This window comes from Dolichospermum flos-aquae CCAP 1403/13F (genome assembly GCF_012516395.1).
Taxonomy (GTDB): Bacteria; Cyanobacteriota; Cyanobacteriia; order Cyanobacteriales; family Nostocaceae; genus Dolichospermum; species Dolichospermum lemmermannii.
The window spans coordinates 3577567-3595479 of record NZ_CP051206.1; the positions used below are offsets into that span (position 1 = coordinate 3577567).

Consider the following 17913-nt stretch of genomic DNA (forward strand, 5'->3'; position numbering starts at 1 on the left):
AAGTTTACAGGTGTAATTTATATACTTTTAGCATTTCTTCCTGTATAAGTTAATTTTGACACAGCACCTATAAAAAAATGGCAAATTAGAAAAATTAAGCTAATTTTAAATTATTTATTTCCCCAACCTTTAACAACTGTGAGTCTTGTACTATTAAATTCCAGGGATATTTTACAAACTATAGTCGTCAAATATGTACTAGATAAGTTAAAGATGGAAATAACTGACAATTGACTCTCAAAGGTTACTTCTAGCATTCTCAAAAAGATCACTGTACCTGAAGTTGAGAAAGATTTACCCCTGTTGGGCAGTTTGTGTAAGTATACAATCACTGCTGAGGCGTGATATTTCATCTTGACATTTCGCAAAAATTAATCCAACTTAACTATTTAGCTGCATAGCTATTATTCTTTTTAAATTTCCATGTCAACTCTTGTTATCGTCGAATCTCCCACAAAAGCTCGTACCATTCGCAACTACCTACCAAAAGACTATGTGGTAGAAGCTTCAATGGGTCATGTCCGTGACCTTCCCCAGTCGGCCAGTGAAATTCCCGCAGCCGTCAAAGGGGAAAAATGGGCGCAGCTTGGGGTCAATGTAGAAGCCGACTTTGAACCGATTTATGTCGTTCCCAAAGACAAAAAGAAAATTGTCACTCAGCTTAAAGAAGCCCTCAAAGGTGTAACTGAACTGATTTTAGCCACAGACGAAGACCGGGAAGGGGAAAGTATTAGTTGGCATTTATACCAATTGCTCAAGCCGAAAGTGCCAACAAAGCGCATGGTCTTTCATGAAATTACCAAGGAAGCCATTCAAAAAGCTTTGAAAGACTGCCGTAATATTGATGAGCAGGTAGTTCGCGCCCAAGAAACCAGAAGAATTTTAGACCGATTAGTAGGATATACCCTATCGCCGCTGCTGTGGAAAAAAATTGCCTGGGGGTTATCCGCTGGGCGAGTGCAATCTGTAGCAGTACGTCTATTAGTAATTAAAGAACGCCAGCGTCGGGATTTCCATGAAGGCACATACTGGGATTTAAAAGCCAGTCTAGAACAGGAAAAAAGTCCCTTTAGCGCGGTTTTAGTGACTCTTGGCGGTACGAAAGTTGCCACAGGCAGCGATTTTGACTCAACCACTGGCAGAATTACCGCCGGGCGTAATGTTGTATTACTCAACGAGGAAGAAGCCGAAGCCCTAAAAGCCCGCCTAGAAGGGAAAACTTGGACAGTGGCGGATATGGAAGAACGTCCTGTCACCCGCAAACCAGCGCCACCGTTCACTACTTCCACACTGCAACAAGAATCTAACCGCAAGTTGCGCTTATCGGCACGGGATACGATGCGAGTGGCTCAAAATTTGTATGAGCAGGGGTATATTACCTACATGCGGACAGATTCGGTACATTTGTCCGACCAAGCGATTACTGCTGCCCGTGCTTGTGTGGAGCAAAAATATGGAAAACAATACCTTAGTCCCCAACCTAGACAATACACGACCAAATCTAAAGGCGCACAAGAAGCTCACGAAGCCATTCGTCCCGCTGGTAGTAGTTTCCGCACACCCCAAGACACAGGTTTAGCTGGACGAGAATTTGCTGTTTATGATTTGATTTGGAAGCGCACCGTCGCCTCACAAATGGCTGATTCTCGCCAAACTCAAGTTACTGTGCAAATCCAAGTTGAAGACGCTGGTTTTCGTTCCTCTGGTAAGCGCATAGATTTTCCTGGCTACCTCCGCGCCTATGTCGAAGGTTCGGATGATCCTGAAGCCGCTTTAGAAGACCAAGAAGTAATTCTACCTGCGCTGAAAGTTGGTGATCATCCCAAATGCAATGAACTGGAAGCGGTAGGTCATGAAACCCAACCTCCCGCCCGTTACACCGAAGCAACTTTGGTAAAAACCTTAGAAAGTGAAGGTATTGGTCGTCCTAGTACCTACGCCAGTATTATTGGCACAATCATTGATAAAGATTATGCCCAATTGGTGAATAATGCCCTAATTCCCACTTTCACGGCTTTCGCTGTGACTGATTTACTGGAAAAACATTTTCCAGATATTGTTGACCCTAGTTTTACTTCTAAAATGGAGCAAACCTTGGATGAAATTTCCACGGGTGAAGCTCAATGGCTACCCTACTTAAAGAAATTTTATCTTGGTGAACAAGGTTTAGAAACTTTGGTGAAGGAACGGGAAACCGAAATTGATGCCAGTAAAGCTAGAACTGTAGAATTAGAAAATCTAGATGCTAAAGTCCGCATTGGTAAATATGGTCCTTATATCGAAGTTACCAATGGTGAGGAAGTAATTACCGCTTCTATCCCCAAAAACCTCACCCCGGCTGACCTGAACCCCAAACAGGTGGAAATCCTCCTCAAACAAAAAATTTCCGGACCTGACCAACTCGGTCGTCACCCGGAAACTGGAGAACCAATTTATATCAAACTTGGTACTTATGGTCCTTATGTTCAATTAGGCGATAAAACTGAGGAAAATCCTAAGCCTAAACAAGCTTCTTTACTCAAAGGTGTGACACCAGAAACCGTCACTTTAGATATGGCTGTGGGTTTATTATCTCTCCCCCGTGCTTTGGGAACTCACCCCGAAACTGGTGGCAAAGTCCAAGCTAGTTTAGGAAGATTTGGCCCCTATGTTGTCCATGACCAAGGGAAGGAGGGGAAAGATTACCGTTCTCTAAAATCTACGGATGATGTCTTGACAATTTCCTTGAATCGTGCTTTAGAATTATTGGCAGAACCGAAAAAAGGACGGGCTGCTGCTAAGAGTAAGTCTAAAGAAGCTTTACGCGAGTTGGGTACGCATCCAGAAGATGAGTCACCAGTCAATATCTATGATGGTCCCTATGGTCCTTACATTAAACATGGGAAAACTAATGCCAGTCTTCCTGAAGGTGAATCAGTAGAAAATATCACGCTATCTACAGCTATTGAATTACTTTCAGCCAAAGCATCTACAAAATCTCCCCGCAAAACCACTAAATCAACTGCTACTAAATCAACTACTACTAGAGGAAAAAAGAAAGACGCAGCAAGTTAGAGGTAGGGAGCAGGGAGCAGGGGAAATTTTTTCTGTTTTCTTCCTCCCAACAACCAACAACTGACAACTGTACGGGCGAAGCATTTGGAGAACTATTTTTGGCAATGACCGATAATTTATCTTCCAAATGCTTCGCCCCTACTGACAACTGACAACTGACAACTGACAACTGACTCCCAAACTTCTATTCCCTATCACCAATTACCCATTACTAATTAAGGATGTGATAATCTAATAAGTAAGGGAGAACACAAAATTAGAATTTCCTAGTAGCATATATCATACTTATGGAAATGTGTCAACCTTTTTGTAGTCTAAAGGTGTGATAATACGCCAGTTTCTGCGACCCGGTTAAAAAAAATTGAGGTACTATCTCAGGAGCCGTCAGTTTAATGGATTATATAGAAAAGGTACTGGAAAAGCTGAAAGAATTAGCGCGAAAGTTAATTGATAGCCTGCTCGGTCCAGAGGCTGAACCCGAACCGGAACTGATTCCGATTCCTGTACATGAACGTTCTAGGCGACGACGCTAAAATATTGAAGGTGTGAGAGTTGAATTTGCCAGCTTTAAGTATTCTTGTGCTGCACGGTCCAAATCTAAATTTGCTAGGACTCAGAGAACCGGGAATTTATGGTTCTTTAACTTTAGCAGAAATTAATCGCTTGTTAGAGTCTAAAGCAATGGAACTACAAGCCGAAATGTTGCCCGTGCAGTCAAATCATGAAGGGGTTTTAGTAGATGCTATACACGGGGCATTAGGAAAGCATCAGGGGATTGTCATTAATGCTGGGGCTTACACTCATACTAGTGTAGCTTTGAGGGATGCGATCGCTGCCGTTAATTTACCTACTGTCGAAGTACATCTAAGTAATATTTATCGTCGGGAAGATTTCCGCCATCATTCTTATATCGCACCAGTGGTAATTGGCCAAATCAGTGGCTTTGGCGCTCAAAGTTATTTGTTAGGCTTACAAGCACTGGTGTACCATTTAAGGCAGTAATTAGGTGACAGGTGACAGGGAAGAAGAAGTAATTACCAATTACCAATTACCAATCACCGATTAAAAATTATGCGTTATTCTCTTGTGAATCGGGTTAGGGGAACTTTTCTGGGAGCTTTCTTGGGAGAGGGTTTATCTAGCCAGAATAGTTTTAAATTGGGTGAAATTGCGGTTTTGGGGACGGAAAGTTTAATCAGTTTGGGCAGGTTAGATGTAGATGACTGGTTAAAGCGTCAAGAACAAGCAGGTATTGAATTAGAAACAAATATTAATTTCTGGGGACAAATAATTCTCGCTACATTACCAGTGGCGATTTTTTTTCATGACAATACCGATAGAATGCGAGAAAATATTTTAGCCGTGCAAAGGATATTCAATGGGCAAAATGAGCCGATGATCAGAGATGCTAGTTTAATTATAGGATATGCGATCGCTCAATCCCTGAATGAAAAACTTAACCCCCACAGCCTGATTTCGGAAACAGTGAGTTTTTTAGATAAAACATCAACTTTATTACCACAAGAATTAATAAAAGTCAATAATTTATTAAAAAAAGGGGCGGGACTAGAAACAGCACAAAGGGAATTGAGTAGTCCAGAAAAATTAATTAGCAATATTGGTTTAGCTTTTTACTGCTTTGGGAGTACATTAGAAGACTTTCCCCTGACCGTATTAAGAGCTAATCAAAATCACAATTTTGCCAATCAAAATATTACAGGTGCAATTGCTGGAGCATTATCAGGCGCGTATAACAGTACAGTTGGTATACCTGTAAATTGGCAAATTTCTCCGTCAGTCACTAACTCCCCGGCTTGGGGACTTGAGAGTTTTGCCCAAATGTTCACATTAGCCGATACAATGATGGCGGTGTGGTCTGGAGTATATGACTTGAGCGATAATTGCGGCGAATTTGTGGACACAGGATATACTATCTTTGCTGCTCCTCATATTATCCGTAGACGTTGAAATGATCTGATTCAGCAAAGGTCAAATGGGAACTGCTATCACTCCCTAACTTTTTATCCAGCTAGAGTGGCGTTCGCGGTAGCATGGCGGAGACATCAGCCATATTTGGGGTATTTCGCGGAAGGAAAGATGAAAACGCAGCGATTTTTGCAATCCTTGAGCCAGCAACTGAGGCAATGGCAGCGGCAGTATAAAGTGCTATTCCGAAAAGGAAAGTATCAGCATAAACTGCATGGGAATTTTCTAAAAAATCTACTTCTGTATTTATCAGCAAATAGTCATCAAGGAAAACAAGGCAAACAGAGACAGACACAACAATCAACTGTTAAATTAGTTAAGAAAACTCGTGGTATTGATAAATTTATTCTTCTATGGATACATCAAAAACGCTCTTCAATAATTTTGGTATTGGCAATCTTATCACTCACAAGTGTAATGGGACATGGTTTATATAACCAACCAAGAATAAAAGTTGATAATATTGCTTTACAAACATTTACTGCTCCTTTCACAGATGATGTTGAAGATCAGCAAGAAACAGAACAGAAACGAAAAGATGCTATAGATAAATCTGTGCCTGTTCTCATGATTGATAACCATATAAATGAACAAATTAATGAACAGGTGGAAAAATTTTTAGATACAACTAATGAACTTAGGGATATAGTTGACGGGTTTCCATTTTTTGATCCTGCCGTTTTATCAATTTCTATTCAACGTTATCTTAGGACTTTTCCTGAATCAGAATGGCAAAAGCTGAAAGTAACTTTAGAAAATAATAGAAAACAAAATTTAAAAAAGCAAAATTCAAAATTTTTGTTGTCTCCACAAATATCATCAAATTTTCCGGTATTGCAATTGTCTAAACCTTTTCCTATTTATGGAAAGCAGAGTGATGAAGCTAGTTTTATTCAAGCATTATCAGAACTAGAAGCTTATCAATTTACTGGATCAGAATCTAATTTTTCAGCATTGATTACCAAAATCTCTCAAGTTAGACAAAAATATAATCAAGCAATTGAGAAAGCATCACAAATAGAAACTGGACAACTTAAAAATTTTTATACAGAACCTATTGTTTTAGATTTAACTGATGATGATTGGTTAAAAACACAAGATGGGATTCATAAAATTGCCGAGCGAATTCTTGCCCAAGGTATATATGCTGGATTACCTAAAACTATTTTGAATAATGCAGTTAATTTGCAAGTGCAATCATCTGTACCTAGTGAAGCTGAACCCCTAGCAACAAAATTATTATTAGCCGTACTACAACCAAATATTAAACAAGACGAAGCCCAAACAGAACAACAAGGTGAACTGGTAGCTAATCAAATACCATCTGTAATGATCCGGGTGAAAAAAGCAGAGGTAATTGTTAGTAAAGGAGAAAAAATTACTAAATGGAAATTTCAGGTATTAGAACATTATCGCCTGATTGGCCGCCAAGTGAATTGGATGGGTTTAACAATTGTCGGTATGGTTGTTACTGGAGGAATTCGGATTTTTGTCTGGATAGAAAGAAAAAGTCATAACTATTTGCGACAACGCGATCGCCTATTAGTTTTACTTCTTAGCCTCAGTGTTCCTGGAGTATTGGCAATGAGTTTACCCTATACTACTTGGAGTGCTATTGGTTTATTATTAGGCAGTTTCTATGGACCAACTGTAGGGATAACAGTAGTGGGGTTATTGTCGCTGATACTCCCAATTACCACAGATACAAATATTCTGGTATTGTTGGCTGGGGCTATGGGGGGAATGTTAAGTAGTTATGTCGCTCATAGATTGCGATCGCGTGAAGAATTAGCATTATTAGGTGTTGTCTCTGCCTTAACCCAAGGTGGTGTATTCTTACTATTAAAAATCCTCACAGGTGGGGTATTTGGTTCGGGTTGGTATATCTTCCAAGAAGCAGGTTTGTTTGCTGTATCTGGCTTGTCTTGGAGTATTGTGGCTTTGGGTTTAAGTCCTTATTTAGAAACATTATTTGATGTGATTACTCCTATCCGCTTGGCAGAATTAGCTAATCCCAACCGCCCATTATTAAAGCGACTAGCTACGGAAACTCCAGGAACTTTTCAACATACTTTATTAGTGGCAACTCTAGCTGAAGCTGCGGCTAAACAATTGGGATGTAATGTAGAATTAGTTAGGGCGGGAACTCTGTATCATGATATTGGCAAAATGCACGATCCTTTGGGATTTATTGAAAATCAAATTGGCAGTCCCAATAAACATGAAACAGAAATTCAAGATCCTTGGAAAAGTGCCGAATTGATTAAAAAGCACGTGACGGAAGGGGTAGTAATGGCGAAGAAACACAGTTTACCAACGGCAATTCAGGCTTTTATTCCCGAACATCAAGGCACAATGGCGATCGCTTATTTTTATCACCAAGCCCAACAAATAGCCCAAAAAAATCCCCATATCATCCTAGATAAAGCAGATTTTTGTTATGATGGTCCTATCCCCCAATCACGGGAAACAGGAATCGTCATGTTAGCGGATTCTTGTGAAGCCGCATTACGCAGTCTTAAAGATGCAACTCCAGAAAAAGCATTGAATATGCTGAATAATATTCTCAAAGCAAAATGGCAAGATGAACAATTAATAGATTCAGGCTTGACAAGAGAAGAAATGCCAAAAATTGCCCAAATATTTGTGGATGTTTGGCAACAATTTCATCACAAACGCATTGCTTATCCTAAGTCAAAAGCTGGTAATTTGTAGTTAAGATTAATCTGCATAGAATTAGAATTTAAGAATAATCAAACGCAGATAAACGCAGATAAACGCAGATAAGGACGGATGAATCACAGCAGATTGCAGATTAATGAGGTACAGGATCTAAATTCAAAGCCAGACAGCAAGCCAGTTTTACTCCTTATTCATTCTTCCTTCTTCATTCTGACTCCTGACTCCTGACTCCTTTATTCCTGCTGTATTCATACTTAACGGTTAAACTAGAGATAGAAAAATGACCATAGGAAGATTATGATGAGCGATCGCGACTATACCTTAATTATTGACAAAAGCGGTAGTATGTCCACACCCGACCAAGCGGGTGGAAGAACTAGATGGAAGATAGCTGAAGAATCTACCATTGCTTTAGCCAGAAAGTGTGAAGAATTTGATCCTGATGGCATTACAGTTTACGTTTTTTCCGGCAGATTTAAACGTTATGAAAATGTTACTGCTGCTAAAGTAGCCCAGATATTTCAGGAGAATGATCCATCAGGTACGACTAACTTAGGAAGTGTACTCCAAGATGCCCTGAATAACTACTTTGAGCGCAAAGCCGCCGGTACTACCAAACTCAATGGAGAAACGATTTTAGTCATTACTGACGGTGAACCAGATGATCGCAAAGCCGTATTTGAAATTATCATTCGTGCTACCCAACAAATGGAAAAAGATGAAGAATTAGGAATTTCCATGATTCAAGTCGGTTCAGATCCTCAAGCCACCAAATTTCTTAAAGCCTTAGATGATCAATTACAAAGTGTTGGTGCTAAATTCGATATTTGTGATACCGTAACTTTAGATGATTTAGAAGACATGAGTTTGGCTGATGTTTTAATGAATGCCATCACTGATTAATTAACAAAAATTCCTAATATCTGGAGAGTTTAGTCATGCTAGAAAACCGTGATTACACCTTAATTATTGATAAAAGCGGTAGCATGGCTACCCCAGATCAAAAAGGTGGTAGAACTAGATGGGCAACAGCACAAGAATCTACTTTTGCATTAGCAAGTAAATGTGAACAACTTGATCCAGATGGCATTACTATTTACTTGTTTTCTGGGAAATTTAAACGTTATGAAAATGTCACATCTGCTAAAGTAATACAAATTTTCACAGAAAATGATCCTTCAGGAACAACAGATTTAGCAGGTGTTTTAAAACACGCTACCGATGATTATCTGCAACGCAAAGCCTCCGGGACAACTAAACTCAATGGGGAAACAATTTTAGTAGTTACTGACGGTGAACCAGATGATCGCAAAGCCGTAATGAAGGTAATTATTGAAGCTTCTCGTCGTCTGGATAGAGATGAAGAATTAGCTATTTCCTTTATTCAAGTCGGTAATGATGCTCAAGCTACCCGCTTTTTGAAAATCTTGGATGATGAATTGCAAAGTGCAGGTGCTAAGTTTGATATTTGCGACACTATCACAATGGATGATATGGAAGATATGAGTTTATCAGAAGTTCTCCTCAATGCCATTAATGACTAGCACCGCAAGGCGGAATTAAAAATTAACAATTAAAAATTAAAAAAGCTTGCTGAATATTGCTTTTGACTTTTGACTTCCGCCTTGCGGTACTATTACCGTCGTGAATTAAAAATTAAAAATGATCCCCCAATTTTCACATCAATTCATAATTTGATAAAAAAAGAAGTCGGGGATCTTATATTTTTTAGGAATTACAAATATGGATTCCATTGACAAGCTATTAGCTGAACTCAAAACTGAATATACAGAACCAAAAACCACAGCACCAGAAAATAATTTAACCCCAGTTAAATCGGTTTCACCCACAATCAAATCAGATGTATTCATAGATAAATTGTTATCAGAAGTACAAGCTGATTTGGCTGAAAATAAAACTGCATATATCCAATCCAAACCCACAGAACCACAGAATAATTTACAAACCATTCAATTTGTCCATTTACCTGATACTAAATCTGATGTATTTGTAAATAACTTATTAGCAGATGTACAAGCTGATATTTTGGCAAAAGATGCGGCGGTCGCACTGCAAAAACAAGAAGAATTAACACAGGAGAAAATTCATCAAGAAAAACTTCAAGCTAAACAAAAAGCAGCTTTAGAAAAACCTGCTAAACAATGGTTAGCTAAATTAGATCCATTATCATCAGAAGGATTATGGTTTGAAAGATTTGCTGAAAGTTATCCTCACAAATTAGCAGCCGCAATTGATTATTTACAAACTAATTCCTAAATTTCAATTTACCGCTAATTTCTGGTTTTTGCCTTCACACACTAAAATGGTATTTTGTCAGTCACAGTTAGATTTATTTCCCCTTCCCCAGACTCCACTGCCGTTCGTAATGCCGGATATGGAAATAAACTTTTAAATCCAGCCAAACGTTCTCTTGATGCTTCTGGTGCAGTATTCCAAAGACTTTCATAATAGAAAAAAGCTACACCCAGTCCCCGTTGTTGGGCGGCACGAACTTGAGATTGAATCTGTTGAATTGATACGGGTTTAGTTCTTAAACCTGCCATAACACCGATTCCCGCAGGAATTTTTTGTTTTACTTCTTCCATTTCTGGACGGGAAAGCTTGCCAATAAAATGATCTAAATTTTCCTTATAAACTTGCACAATTAACTCATCTACTATGTCTAATCGTACCCAGTTCAACCAATCTTGGAGTTGAAATTTATAGGCATGATTATAGTAATTAGGAGAAACAGAAAAAATCATGTTCGGTTTGATTTGTTTGACTGTTTGATTAAGTCTCACCATGAATTCTGTAATTTTATTTGCCCGCCAATTTACCCATTCTGGGTTTTGAGGATCACTGGGTGGCATTTTTTTAGTTTCTTGTTGATATAAGGCGACCGTATATTTATCGTAACCAAATTCAGAAGGTAAACTCATGTGATCATCAAATTGGATACCATCAAGATCATACTTGTTAGTAAGTTCTACAAGCAAATCGCTAATAAACTGTTGTACTTCTGGATGAAACGGATTTAACCATGAAACCTCACCGCCGGCACTAATAGATGTTTGATTACCATCTTTTTTTTGTGTTAACCATTCTGGTTTATTCATTGCTAATTCTGAACTGGGAGGAGTCATAAACCCAAATTCAAACCAAGGAATTACCAGTAAATTTTGCCGATGAGATTTATTAATTAAATCGGCAAGAATATCATGTCCATCTAAACCTTGAAAGACAAACGGTTGGATTTCTAACCGCTTGGCTACTTCACTAGGATACATGACATAACCAGAATTCCAAACTACGGGATAGATAGTGTTAAAATTGAGTTGTTGCAGTTGTGTGACTGCTTCCTGAACTTTAGTCCTATCTTTAAGAATATCGAGATCATTATTTGTCATCCATACACCACGAATTTCTGAACGTGATCCTTCTTGTGCGGTAACAGGTGTGAAAGTGTTTCCCCAAAAAACCATCAGTAAAGAAATTAAAAACAAAGGCAGAAATAACTTTTTCAGTAATTTTTGAGAACCAAATTGATGGAAATTGAATTTCATTTTAATTTCGAACTATTACAATGATATAGTAGGATTCAGAAGTCAGAGGTAAAACCCTGTTGTGAACGAAGTTTCATTATAGCGGTATGCACTTAAATTAGATACATGATAATTCTCCTTCCCGCTTGCAGTGAACTAGTAGTTTGTCAAGATAAAAATGATGGACTGTAGTGTGAGCGTCTCGCTCACGCGGGCAAGACTTGTACTGAGCAGTTCGACCCTTCGACCCTTCGACAGGCTCAGGGCATCGCAAGCTCAGGGCATCGCAAGCTCACTGTAACACTTGTCGATAGCGCAGCGTGGCGTTAGCCATAGTATGCCCGCACTACCAAAAACCCGTCAAAATAAATTTGACAGACTACTAGCACTGTAGGCGGACTGGTGTGCCACTTGGTGGAGCTTTGCTAATACATAGCGTGTTGGAGGCATCCACCCAAAGGGGGAGAGGTTCTTGTATTTCACTCAACCAATAACCGCTATATTAATTGATATCCTAACTACCTTGTCTATTGCTATATTTGACGGATTTAATCCAAAATAGTGCCTGCTCAGTTTGTGCCTGTAAGGAAGCGATTAAATTAGCCCGCTCTTCTTCTCAGGGTTTTCGGCATTTTCCTAATAATCTAGAATCTAAAATGGTCATAATTGCTGAGTTTGAGGAAAAATCCAGAAATTGTGGCTTTTTTGCTACTTTCTTATTTTTTCTCCATTCTCAGCATTTACAACTTAGTCACCATTCCCAAACCGCTTGATTAAATCCTCTGGACGAAGATTAGAAATAAATTCGCGGAAAGCTTCCTGTTCAGCTTCATCAGCATCACGATCTACAGGAATAGAAGCATTAGCCACTACTTCTTCCATGACCCAAATGGGAGTATTTGTGCGGAGTGCAATAGCGATCGCATCACTGGGACGAACATCAATTTCTTTTTTGACATCCCCTTGCTGAAGAATTAACGCAGCATAAAAGGTATCTTTTTGTAAGGTATGAATAATAACTTTATCTAAAGTCATATTCCATGTTTCCAGCATATTCACGATTAGGTCATGGGTTAAAGGTCGGGGGGGCTTTTGATTTTCCATTGCCCCCATAATTGCTCTTGCTTGTTCCTGACCGATGTAAATGGGCAAAGCGCGACGATCTGAACCATCCTTCAGAAGCACAATCGGGCTGCGAGTGATCGCATCTAATGCTATACCAGCGACTTTCATTTCTATCATTGGTTCAGCCTCTAAAGTTCTTTAATCGCTTGGAAATATGTAACAAATAATCCACTTTTTTCCGAATTTAAGAATTAAAAATTAAAAATTAAAAAAGCAAATCAAACCAGCTTTTTAGGAATTTTTAATGGTTAGTTGACTCTTACTGTGGTGTCATAGAAATCAGGTATAAATAAACTAATTTCACACCTTGTTAATAACTCATTTATTGATCCTTCATATTTTATCCTTCATCTTTCTTTTAGCTCCTAATTCAAGTATGCCTGGGGATTGATGTTAATATGTTAATATTCATTTACCAAAACCAGGAAAAAAATAAACTTACGGGCTTTACATTTTTTCCGAGAATTATTAGTTGATTTCCGCCAAAATTAAGCAATAAATAAAATTAGTTTCCCAAAAGCTGTGTTTACAGGATTAATTCAAGGTTTAGGAACCATAAAACCCTTAACAGGAGATTCGTGGCAGATTAATTATCTTAGTCAGCCAGAGATGATCATTCATGACTTGGCCTATGGTGATAGTGTGGCGGTAGATGGCGTGTGTTTGACAGTTGAAGAAATCTTAAAAGATGGATTTATTGCCACCGCTTCACCGGAAACCCTAGGACGCACAACATTAGGCAAAGAAGAAATTCAACAAAGATACGTCAATCTAGAAGCATCACTACGGGTGGGTGGTAAAGTCGGTGGTCATTTTGTTATGGGTCATGTAGATGGAATTGGTCAGTTAATTACATCTGAACAAACTGCTAGTTCCTGGGAAATGACCTTTGTGGCCCCAGAAGCGATCGCTCGTTATATAGTTCCTAAAGGTAGCATTGCTGTCAATGGTATCAGCCTCACCGTAGCTAAATATAAATCAGAATCATCTCAATTTACAGTTGCCGTCATCCCGCTAACATATAGCGAAACCAATCTGAGCTATTTAGTAGCGGGTAGTTGGGTAAATCTAGAAGGAGATATCCTGGGTAAATACGTAGAAAAATTCCTCACCCCTGGCAATAATCACCACCAACAAGCGGAAATTACAACTGCATTCTTAGCAGAAAACGGATATTTGTAAGGAGAAGAGGAGTCAGGAGTCAGGAGTCAGGAGTCAGGAGTATGGCTAACGCCACGCTTCGCTATCAGAAGTTCAGGAGTTCAGGAGGAAGAAGAAGGAAATTTCTCCCCTGCCCCCTGCCCCCTGCCCAATTACCGGGCTTGGGCTGTTTTCGTGCCTTGTGTGCCTTGTGCCAACTGGCTAAGGCCACCTTCTAATTGCACACCTGGGTCAACAGCAACCCATCCATTTTGGGTAAGGTGACGGATTTCAAAGTGCAGGTGAGGTCCATTCGAGTTACCAGTGCTACCAACTCGACCAATGACAGTTCCAGGCTCTACCCATTGACCAGGTTGAACAAAGATTTCTGACATATGCCCGTAGAGACTTTGTTGCGCTGAACTATGATTAATAATTACGGCTAAACCATAACCACCTAACCAGTTAGCTGATTCTACTTGACCTTTAGCCGCTGCTAAAATTGGTGTTCCCGTGGGCGCACCTAAATCTGTACCAGCGTGAAAACGGCGATCGCCCGTGATAGGATGAACACGCCAGCCAAATAAAGACGTAATTGGTGCAGCCATAGACAGAGGGAAGACAATTCCCGAACCACCACCACCACGATAAGCCAGGGTATTAGTATAAGGAACTTGAGGTAATACAGATGCCAGTGAAAAATCATAGGACACCAGACTGGGACGAGGAGCAAGATTACCCTCAATCATCGGTGCTGGTAAACTACCTACTTGGGGAGCAATAGGGATAGAACTCACCTTTGTCGTGCTAAATTCCCTAGGACTGGGGATAAAGCTATTGGCATGATAGGCAGCCTTTGTATGACTGCTGGTGTTAGTTCTGGAAATCCGCCAATTATTTTGAGGTTGACTAATTTTGCTCACACTAGTAGCAACAGCTTCACCAACATTCTCACGTTGATTGCGGTTTGCAGTTATGGCTGTCCTCACTGGGGACACGATTGGTAATTTAGCAGTTTCACTTTTTTTCAGCCAAGTCGGTGATGAATCTTTAGACTTAGCCACGGCAGGAGTTTGGGTAGTTTTAGCACAAGCACTTTGCCCTGGAACTACATTTGCACTACAACCGCTAGAACGTTCTGTGACGACTACAGAACTGGGCGGTTCATAGTTATCTGTGGTTGCATTTTTGTAGTCAGTGGGATCAATATAAGCGTTGTTATAATCCTTGAGACTACTTTCTGTATCCTTGACAGTATTTTGCGAATTATTGGTTGTTTGAGCGACTTCTGGGAGTTTTTTAACCAATGGGTCAGGTTCACTAACACTGGCTGTAGGTTGAGTATTTTCACCTTTGGGCTGGGAAATTCTCACACTGGCTGTAGGTTGAGTATTTTCACCTTTGGGCTGGGAAATCCTCACACTAGCTGTAGGTTGAGTATTTTCACCTTTGGGCTGGGAAATTCTCACACTGGCTGTAGGTTGAGTATTTTCACCTTTGGGTTTAGCATCTCTGACAACTTCTGTAGATTCAGCAACACTTTTGCTATTTAGCTTCTTTTTCAGCCTAGCTTGTCGGTCAGAAAAATCTGGCTGTGGCTTGGCTGTTTCAGGAACAATAGTTTCTTTCTGAACTGGATTTGTAACTACTGCTGGTTGGGAATTCTCAATTGTGGGAACAATATTGTCTATTGATGCAGTTTCAGTTTGAGCAGTTACAAATCCGCTACCAAGAAGACTAAAGCTACTTAACAAACAGAGGCTTTGTGCTGGTAGTCTAGAAGCAAAACGTTTACTCGTGCCACCGTAGTAAAAATTTTTATGGGCAGATTTATGGTGCTGCGTCATTTTTTCTCTTGTGTTGTGTGTAATAAGTCTAAAGAAATGATATCATTCCATGCTGGATATACTATCCTATGAAGTGACATTTTTAACAAATTTAATCATTAAACTGAAGCTTGACGATAACCCAAACTGATTGTACCTGGTTGGCAAAAAATTTCTGGTGTTACGGCTGCTTTTGGATCATAAGTTGTCATTTTTAACCGGAGATTACCCTGTGGAGTTACTCCAACTACTGTACCTAAAAGATTATTGACATAAACCTGATCACCCATATTTGTGAGTAGATCAAGATAGCGAGATAAGAGGATGTTTATTCCTTCTACCTGTAGACACTCGATACCGGACTTAATTCCTAGTAAGACTTGTGAGGTAAGCATTTCCAGGTGATGAATCATCTGATAATTTTGGGAATTTTGCCATAATTGCAGATTAATTCCCGTTTCTGGAACTTGATTTGCCCAATTAATGCCAACACCAATCACAGCTTGAGTGATATGTCCTTGATTGACTTTGGTTTCGGTTAAAATGCCTCCTAATTTGCGACCATCTAATACTAAATCATTTGGCCATTTTATGCCGACGGGTATACCACATTTTCGTAATTGCGCTGTAATTCCCCACGCGCTGGCCAAGGTGAGTTGATAACTGCTGGTAGCTTCCATGTTGGGTGTTAATGCCATTGAAAGATATAGACCACCAGTAGAAGACTGCCATTGACGACCCCATTGCCCCCTGCCGGCGGTTTGCTGGGTGGCAATAACTACACAACCTGGTTTTTCTCCTTGGTTGATTAGTTGCCACAGGGTTTGATTTGTGGAAGATAAAGTGTTAAAAATATGTAGAGAAAATGGTAAATCTTGATGCTTATATTCTGCTTTTAAGCTATCTACCAAAAGTTGCCGATTAAATTCCACCACAGTTCACCATTGTTTTAAATCTTTTTTGGCAGTTGTTCAAGTTAGGATTGATTGAAAGTAATTAATTTTCTATTGAGGTTTGGTTAAAGATGCACACTTGGCATTGGCACAATTGGGAAGGTCTACCTTACCTGACTTGTAATCTTCTAGAACCCTGGTCTCATGGTTTCTTTACCCAACGGTTTTGGCCTCGTTTACCTCATGAACTAACTCAGGCACTACAACCAGAGGCTTTAGCTTATCGTTTAAAACAGGTGCATGGCAATACTGTTTTAACTCCCCAGGAAGTTGATGATCATGTCAATGCCAGTGATGATGATTTGGCGTTGGCAGATGGTTTAATTAGTCAGCAACCGTTACAAGCTGTCTGGGTGGCTTCTGCTGATTGTACACCTGTTTTGATTGGAGATGTGAAAACTGGACAGGTGGCGGCTTTACACGCTGGTTGGCGGGGAACAGCGGCGAAAATTGTTCCTGAAGCTATTACCAGAATGCAATCCCACGGTAGCAATTTAGCGGATTTGCGCGTAGCTATGGGTCCGGCTATTGCTGGGGAAGTTTACCAAGTTTCTGTGGAAGTAGCTGCGGAAATTGGCAGTACCATTCTACCACATTATGAACCAGAAAAAATAGTTGCTGCTTTACATAATTTACCGAATTCACCTTTAATCAAAGATCCAGAACCGGGAAAGGTCTGTTTAGATGTGCGGCGGGTGAATGCTTTGCAATTGGAACAATTAGGAATTAGTTTACAACAAATTGCGATCGCTCCCTATTGTACTTTCCAAACTCCAGAACATTTCTTTTCTTATCGTCGAGAACGGGAGAAAAAGGTGCAATGGTCAGGAATTGTGAGTACAGGTAAATAATAGCATTATATTACCATGACTTACCAAGATGATCCGGTTGTTGAATTTCAACAACCTATCCCCAAATTATTTCCATATTTAAAATAAATTCTGGCAAAATATCTTCACCTAATAATTCTTGGGGAAATTCTAATATCTCTACTGGTTTACCAAGACGATAAATTTCCACTTGGCGCATTTTTCGATTAATTAACCAACCTAATTTAACTCCATTATTGATATATTCCTGCATTTTTGCTCGCGTTTCCTGCAAACTATCACTAGGTGACATTAATTCTAAAACAAAATCTGGGGCAATTGGTGAAAACTTTTCTTGTTCTGCGGGTGTGAGTGTATCCCATCTTTCTTTTTTAATCCAAGCAACATCAGGAGAACGATTTGCACCATTGGGAAGTTTAAAACAGGTGGAAGAGTCGAAACAAACTCCTAGTTTATATTTACGATTCCAAAACACAAAATCTGCGGCAATTTCCACATTACGTTTTCCTGTTCCTCCTCCTGTTGGTGACATAATCAATATTTCTCCTTTGGCATTGCGTTCAAATTTGACTTCAGGATTTTCTCGACAGAGTTGATAAAATTGCTGATCACTTAATTGGATAATAGGGTTTAAGTTGACGGTGATAGCTGTCATAATAACCTCGTGAGGATGAGATCAACTTTAGATAAATTATAAAATGATATCTGGGAAATTAAATTTTAATCTCTAAGCTTAATTAAAAATTACTACACCGACAATAAACGTATACAT

16 protein-coding genes are annotated in these 17913 nt (G+C 39.5%); 10 read left to right on the top strand and 6 right to left on the bottom strand.

Translation table 11 applies throughout. The features are described 5' to 3' along the window. The first annotated feature begins 423 nt into the window (after positions 1 to 423). Positions 424 to 3054, top strand: a complete 2631-nt coding sequence (gene topA, locus HGD76_RS17275) for a type I DNA topoisomerase (RefSeq protein ID WP_168696514.1) — start codon at positions 424 to 426, stop codon at positions 3052 to 3054. On the opposite strand, the gene HGD76_RS17280 is transcribed toward topA, so the two are convergent. Next, positions 3023 to 3202, bottom strand: coding sequence for a hypothetical protein (locus HGD76_RS17280; protein WP_233466907.1), 180 nt, complete (start codon positions 3200 to 3202; stop codon positions 3023 to 3025). The two genes, topA and HGD76_RS17280, sit on opposite strands and share 32 nt — an antisense overlap. A 244-nt stretch (positions 3203 to 3446) precedes the next feature. Here HGD76_RS17280 and HGD76_RS17285 point away from each other — a divergent pair, with 244 nt between their 5' ends. The 7 genes from HGD76_RS17285 (at position 3447) to HGD76_RS17315 (ending at position 9999) form a co-directional block, all read left to right on the top strand. After that, complete coding sequence (locus HGD76_RS17285; RefSeq protein ID WP_015081449.1) at positions 3447 to 3587, top strand: hypothetical protein; 141 nt, start codon at positions 3447 to 3449, stop codon at positions 3585 to 3587. Positions 3588 to 3612: 25 nt separating this feature from the next. Next, a complete protein-coding gene (gene aroQ / locus HGD76_RS17290) occupies positions 3613 to 4056 on the top strand; it encodes a type II 3-dehydroquinate dehydratase (protein ID WP_168696516.1) in 444 nt (147 codons plus the stop codon). 69 nt (positions 4057 to 4125) lie between these two features. Beyond that, a complete protein-coding gene (locus HGD76_RS17295) occupies positions 4126 to 5022 on the top strand; it encodes an ADP-ribosylglycohydrolase family protein (RefSeq protein ID WP_168696517.1) in 897 nt (298 codons plus the stop codon). Between the two features lie 129 nt (positions 5023 to 5151). After that, a complete protein-coding gene (locus HGD76_RS17300; protein WP_168696518.1) occupies positions 5152 to 7755 on the top strand; it encodes an HD family phosphohydrolase in 2604 nt (867 codons plus the stop codon). Positions 7756 to 8019: 264 nt separating this feature from the next. Next, entirely contained in the window at positions 8020 to 8625 is a 606-nt protein-coding gene (locus HGD76_RS17305; RefSeq protein WP_148765215.1) for a vWA domain-containing protein, read from the top strand. A gap of 35 nt (positions 8626 to 8660) precedes the next feature. Then, the gene (locus HGD76_RS17310) at positions 8661 to 9266 is read left to right on the top strand and encodes a vWA domain-containing protein (RefSeq protein ID WP_168696519.1); all 606 of its coding nucleotides are present in this window, start codon (positions 8661 to 8663) and stop codon (positions 9264 to 9266) included. 199 nt (positions 9267 to 9465) lie between these two features. After that, positions 9466 to 9999, top strand: coding sequence for a salt stress protein, Slr1339 family (locus tag HGD76_RS17315; protein WP_015081455.1), 534 nt, complete (start codon positions 9466 to 9468; stop codon positions 9997 to 9999). Positions 10000 to 10040: 41 nt separating this feature from the next. On the opposite strand, the gene HGD76_RS17320 is transcribed toward HGD76_RS17315, so the two are convergent. Further along, entirely contained in the window at positions 10041 to 11288 is a 1248-nt protein-coding gene (locus HGD76_RS17320) for a glycoside hydrolase family 10-like protein (protein ID WP_168696520.1), read from the bottom strand. A gap of 726 nt (positions 11289 to 12014) precedes the next feature. Beyond that, the gene (locus tag HGD76_RS17325) at positions 12015 to 12509 is read right to left on the bottom strand and encodes a bifunctional nuclease family protein (RefSeq protein ID WP_015081458.1); all 495 of its coding nucleotides are present in this window, start codon (positions 12507 to 12509) and stop codon (positions 12015 to 12017) included. Between the two features lie 405 nt (positions 12510 to 12914). Between HGD76_RS17325 and HGD76_RS17330 the strand changes: the two genes are divergently transcribed. Further along, complete coding sequence (locus HGD76_RS17330; protein ID WP_148765225.1) at positions 12915 to 13574, top strand: riboflavin synthase; 660 nt, start codon at positions 12915 to 12917, stop codon at positions 13572 to 13574. Positions 13575 to 13705: 131 nt separating this feature from the next. On the opposite strand, the gene HGD76_RS17335 is transcribed toward HGD76_RS17330, so the two are convergent. Next, positions 13706 to 15379 carry a peptidoglycan DD-metalloendopeptidase family protein gene (locus HGD76_RS17335; RefSeq protein ID WP_168696521.1) on the bottom strand — a complete coding sequence of 558 codons (1674 nt, stop codon included), beginning with the start codon at positions 15377 to 15379 and terminating at the stop codon, positions 13706 to 13708. A gap of 98 nt (positions 15380 to 15477) precedes the next feature. Beyond that, positions 15478 to 16290 (bottom strand): biotin--[acetyl-CoA-carboxylase] ligase, encoded by an 813-nt coding sequence (locus HGD76_RS17340; protein ID WP_041458139.1) that lies wholly within the window; start codon positions 16288 to 16290, stop codon positions 15478 to 15480. Between the two features lie 92 nt (positions 16291 to 16382). Between HGD76_RS17340 and pgeF the strand changes: the two genes are divergently transcribed. Further along, the gene (gene pgeF, locus HGD76_RS17345) at positions 16383 to 17162 is read left to right on the top strand and encodes a peptidoglycan editing factor PgeF (protein ID WP_168696522.1); all 780 of its coding nucleotides are present in this window, start codon (positions 16383 to 16385) and stop codon (positions 17160 to 17162) included. A gap of 55 nt (positions 17163 to 17217) precedes the next feature. On the opposite strand, the gene HGD76_RS17350 is transcribed toward pgeF, so the two are convergent. Further along, positions 17218 to 17796: a Uma2 family endonuclease gene (locus tag HGD76_RS17350; protein ID WP_015081463.1), complete on the bottom strand. Its 579-nt coding sequence runs from the start codon at positions 17794 to 17796 to the stop codon at positions 17218 to 17220. Positions 17797 to 17913: the final 117 nt, after the last annotated feature.

What these genes read in the sequence shown, in the direction of transcription:
- topA (WP_168696514.1), top strand. Translation starts at nt 424, where the DNA reads ATGTCAACTCTTGTTATCGTCGAATCTCCCACAAAAGCTCGTACCATT.
- HGD76_RS17285 (WP_015081449.1), top strand. Translation starts at nt 3,447, where the DNA reads ATGGATTATATAGAAAAGGTACTGGAAAAGCTGAAAGAATTAGCGCGA.
- HGD76_RS17295 (WP_168696517.1), top strand. Translation starts at nt 4,126, where the DNA reads ATGCGTTATTCTCTTGTGAATCGGGTTAGGGGAACTTTTCTGGGAGCT.
- HGD76_RS17300 (WP_168696518.1), top strand. Translation starts at nt 5,152, where the DNA reads ATGAAAACGCAGCGATTTTTGCAATCCTTGAGCCAGCAACTGAGGCAA.
- HGD76_RS17305 (WP_148765215.1), top strand. Translation starts at nt 8,020, where the DNA reads ATGATGAGCGATCGCGACTATACCTTAATTATTGACAAAAGCGGTAGT.
- HGD76_RS17310 (WP_168696519.1), top strand. Translation starts at nt 8,661, where the DNA reads ATGCTAGAAAACCGTGATTACACCTTAATTATTGATAAAAGCGGTAGC.
- HGD76_RS17315 (WP_015081455.1), top strand. Translation starts at nt 9,466, where the DNA reads ATGGATTCCATTGACAAGCTATTAGCTGAACTCAAAACTGAATATACA.
- HGD76_RS17320 (WP_168696520.1), bottom strand. Translation starts at nt 11,288, where the DNA reads ATGAAATTCAATTTCCATCAATTTGGTTCTCAAAAATTACTGAAAAAG.
- HGD76_RS17325 (WP_015081458.1), bottom strand. Translation starts at nt 12,509, where the DNA reads ATGATAGAAATGAAAGTCGCTGGTATAGCATTAGATGCGATCACTCGC.
- HGD76_RS17335 (WP_168696521.1), bottom strand. Translation starts at nt 15,379, where the DNA reads ATGACGCAGCACCATAAATCTGCCCATAAAAATTTTTACTACGGTGGC.
- pgeF (WP_168696522.1), top strand. Translation starts at nt 16,383, where the DNA reads ATGCACACTTGGCATTGGCACAATTGGGAAGGTCTACCTTACCTGACT.
- HGD76_RS17350 (WP_015081463.1), bottom strand. Translation starts at nt 17,796, where the DNA reads ATGACAGCTATCACCGTCAACTTAAACCCTATTATCCAATTAAGTGAT.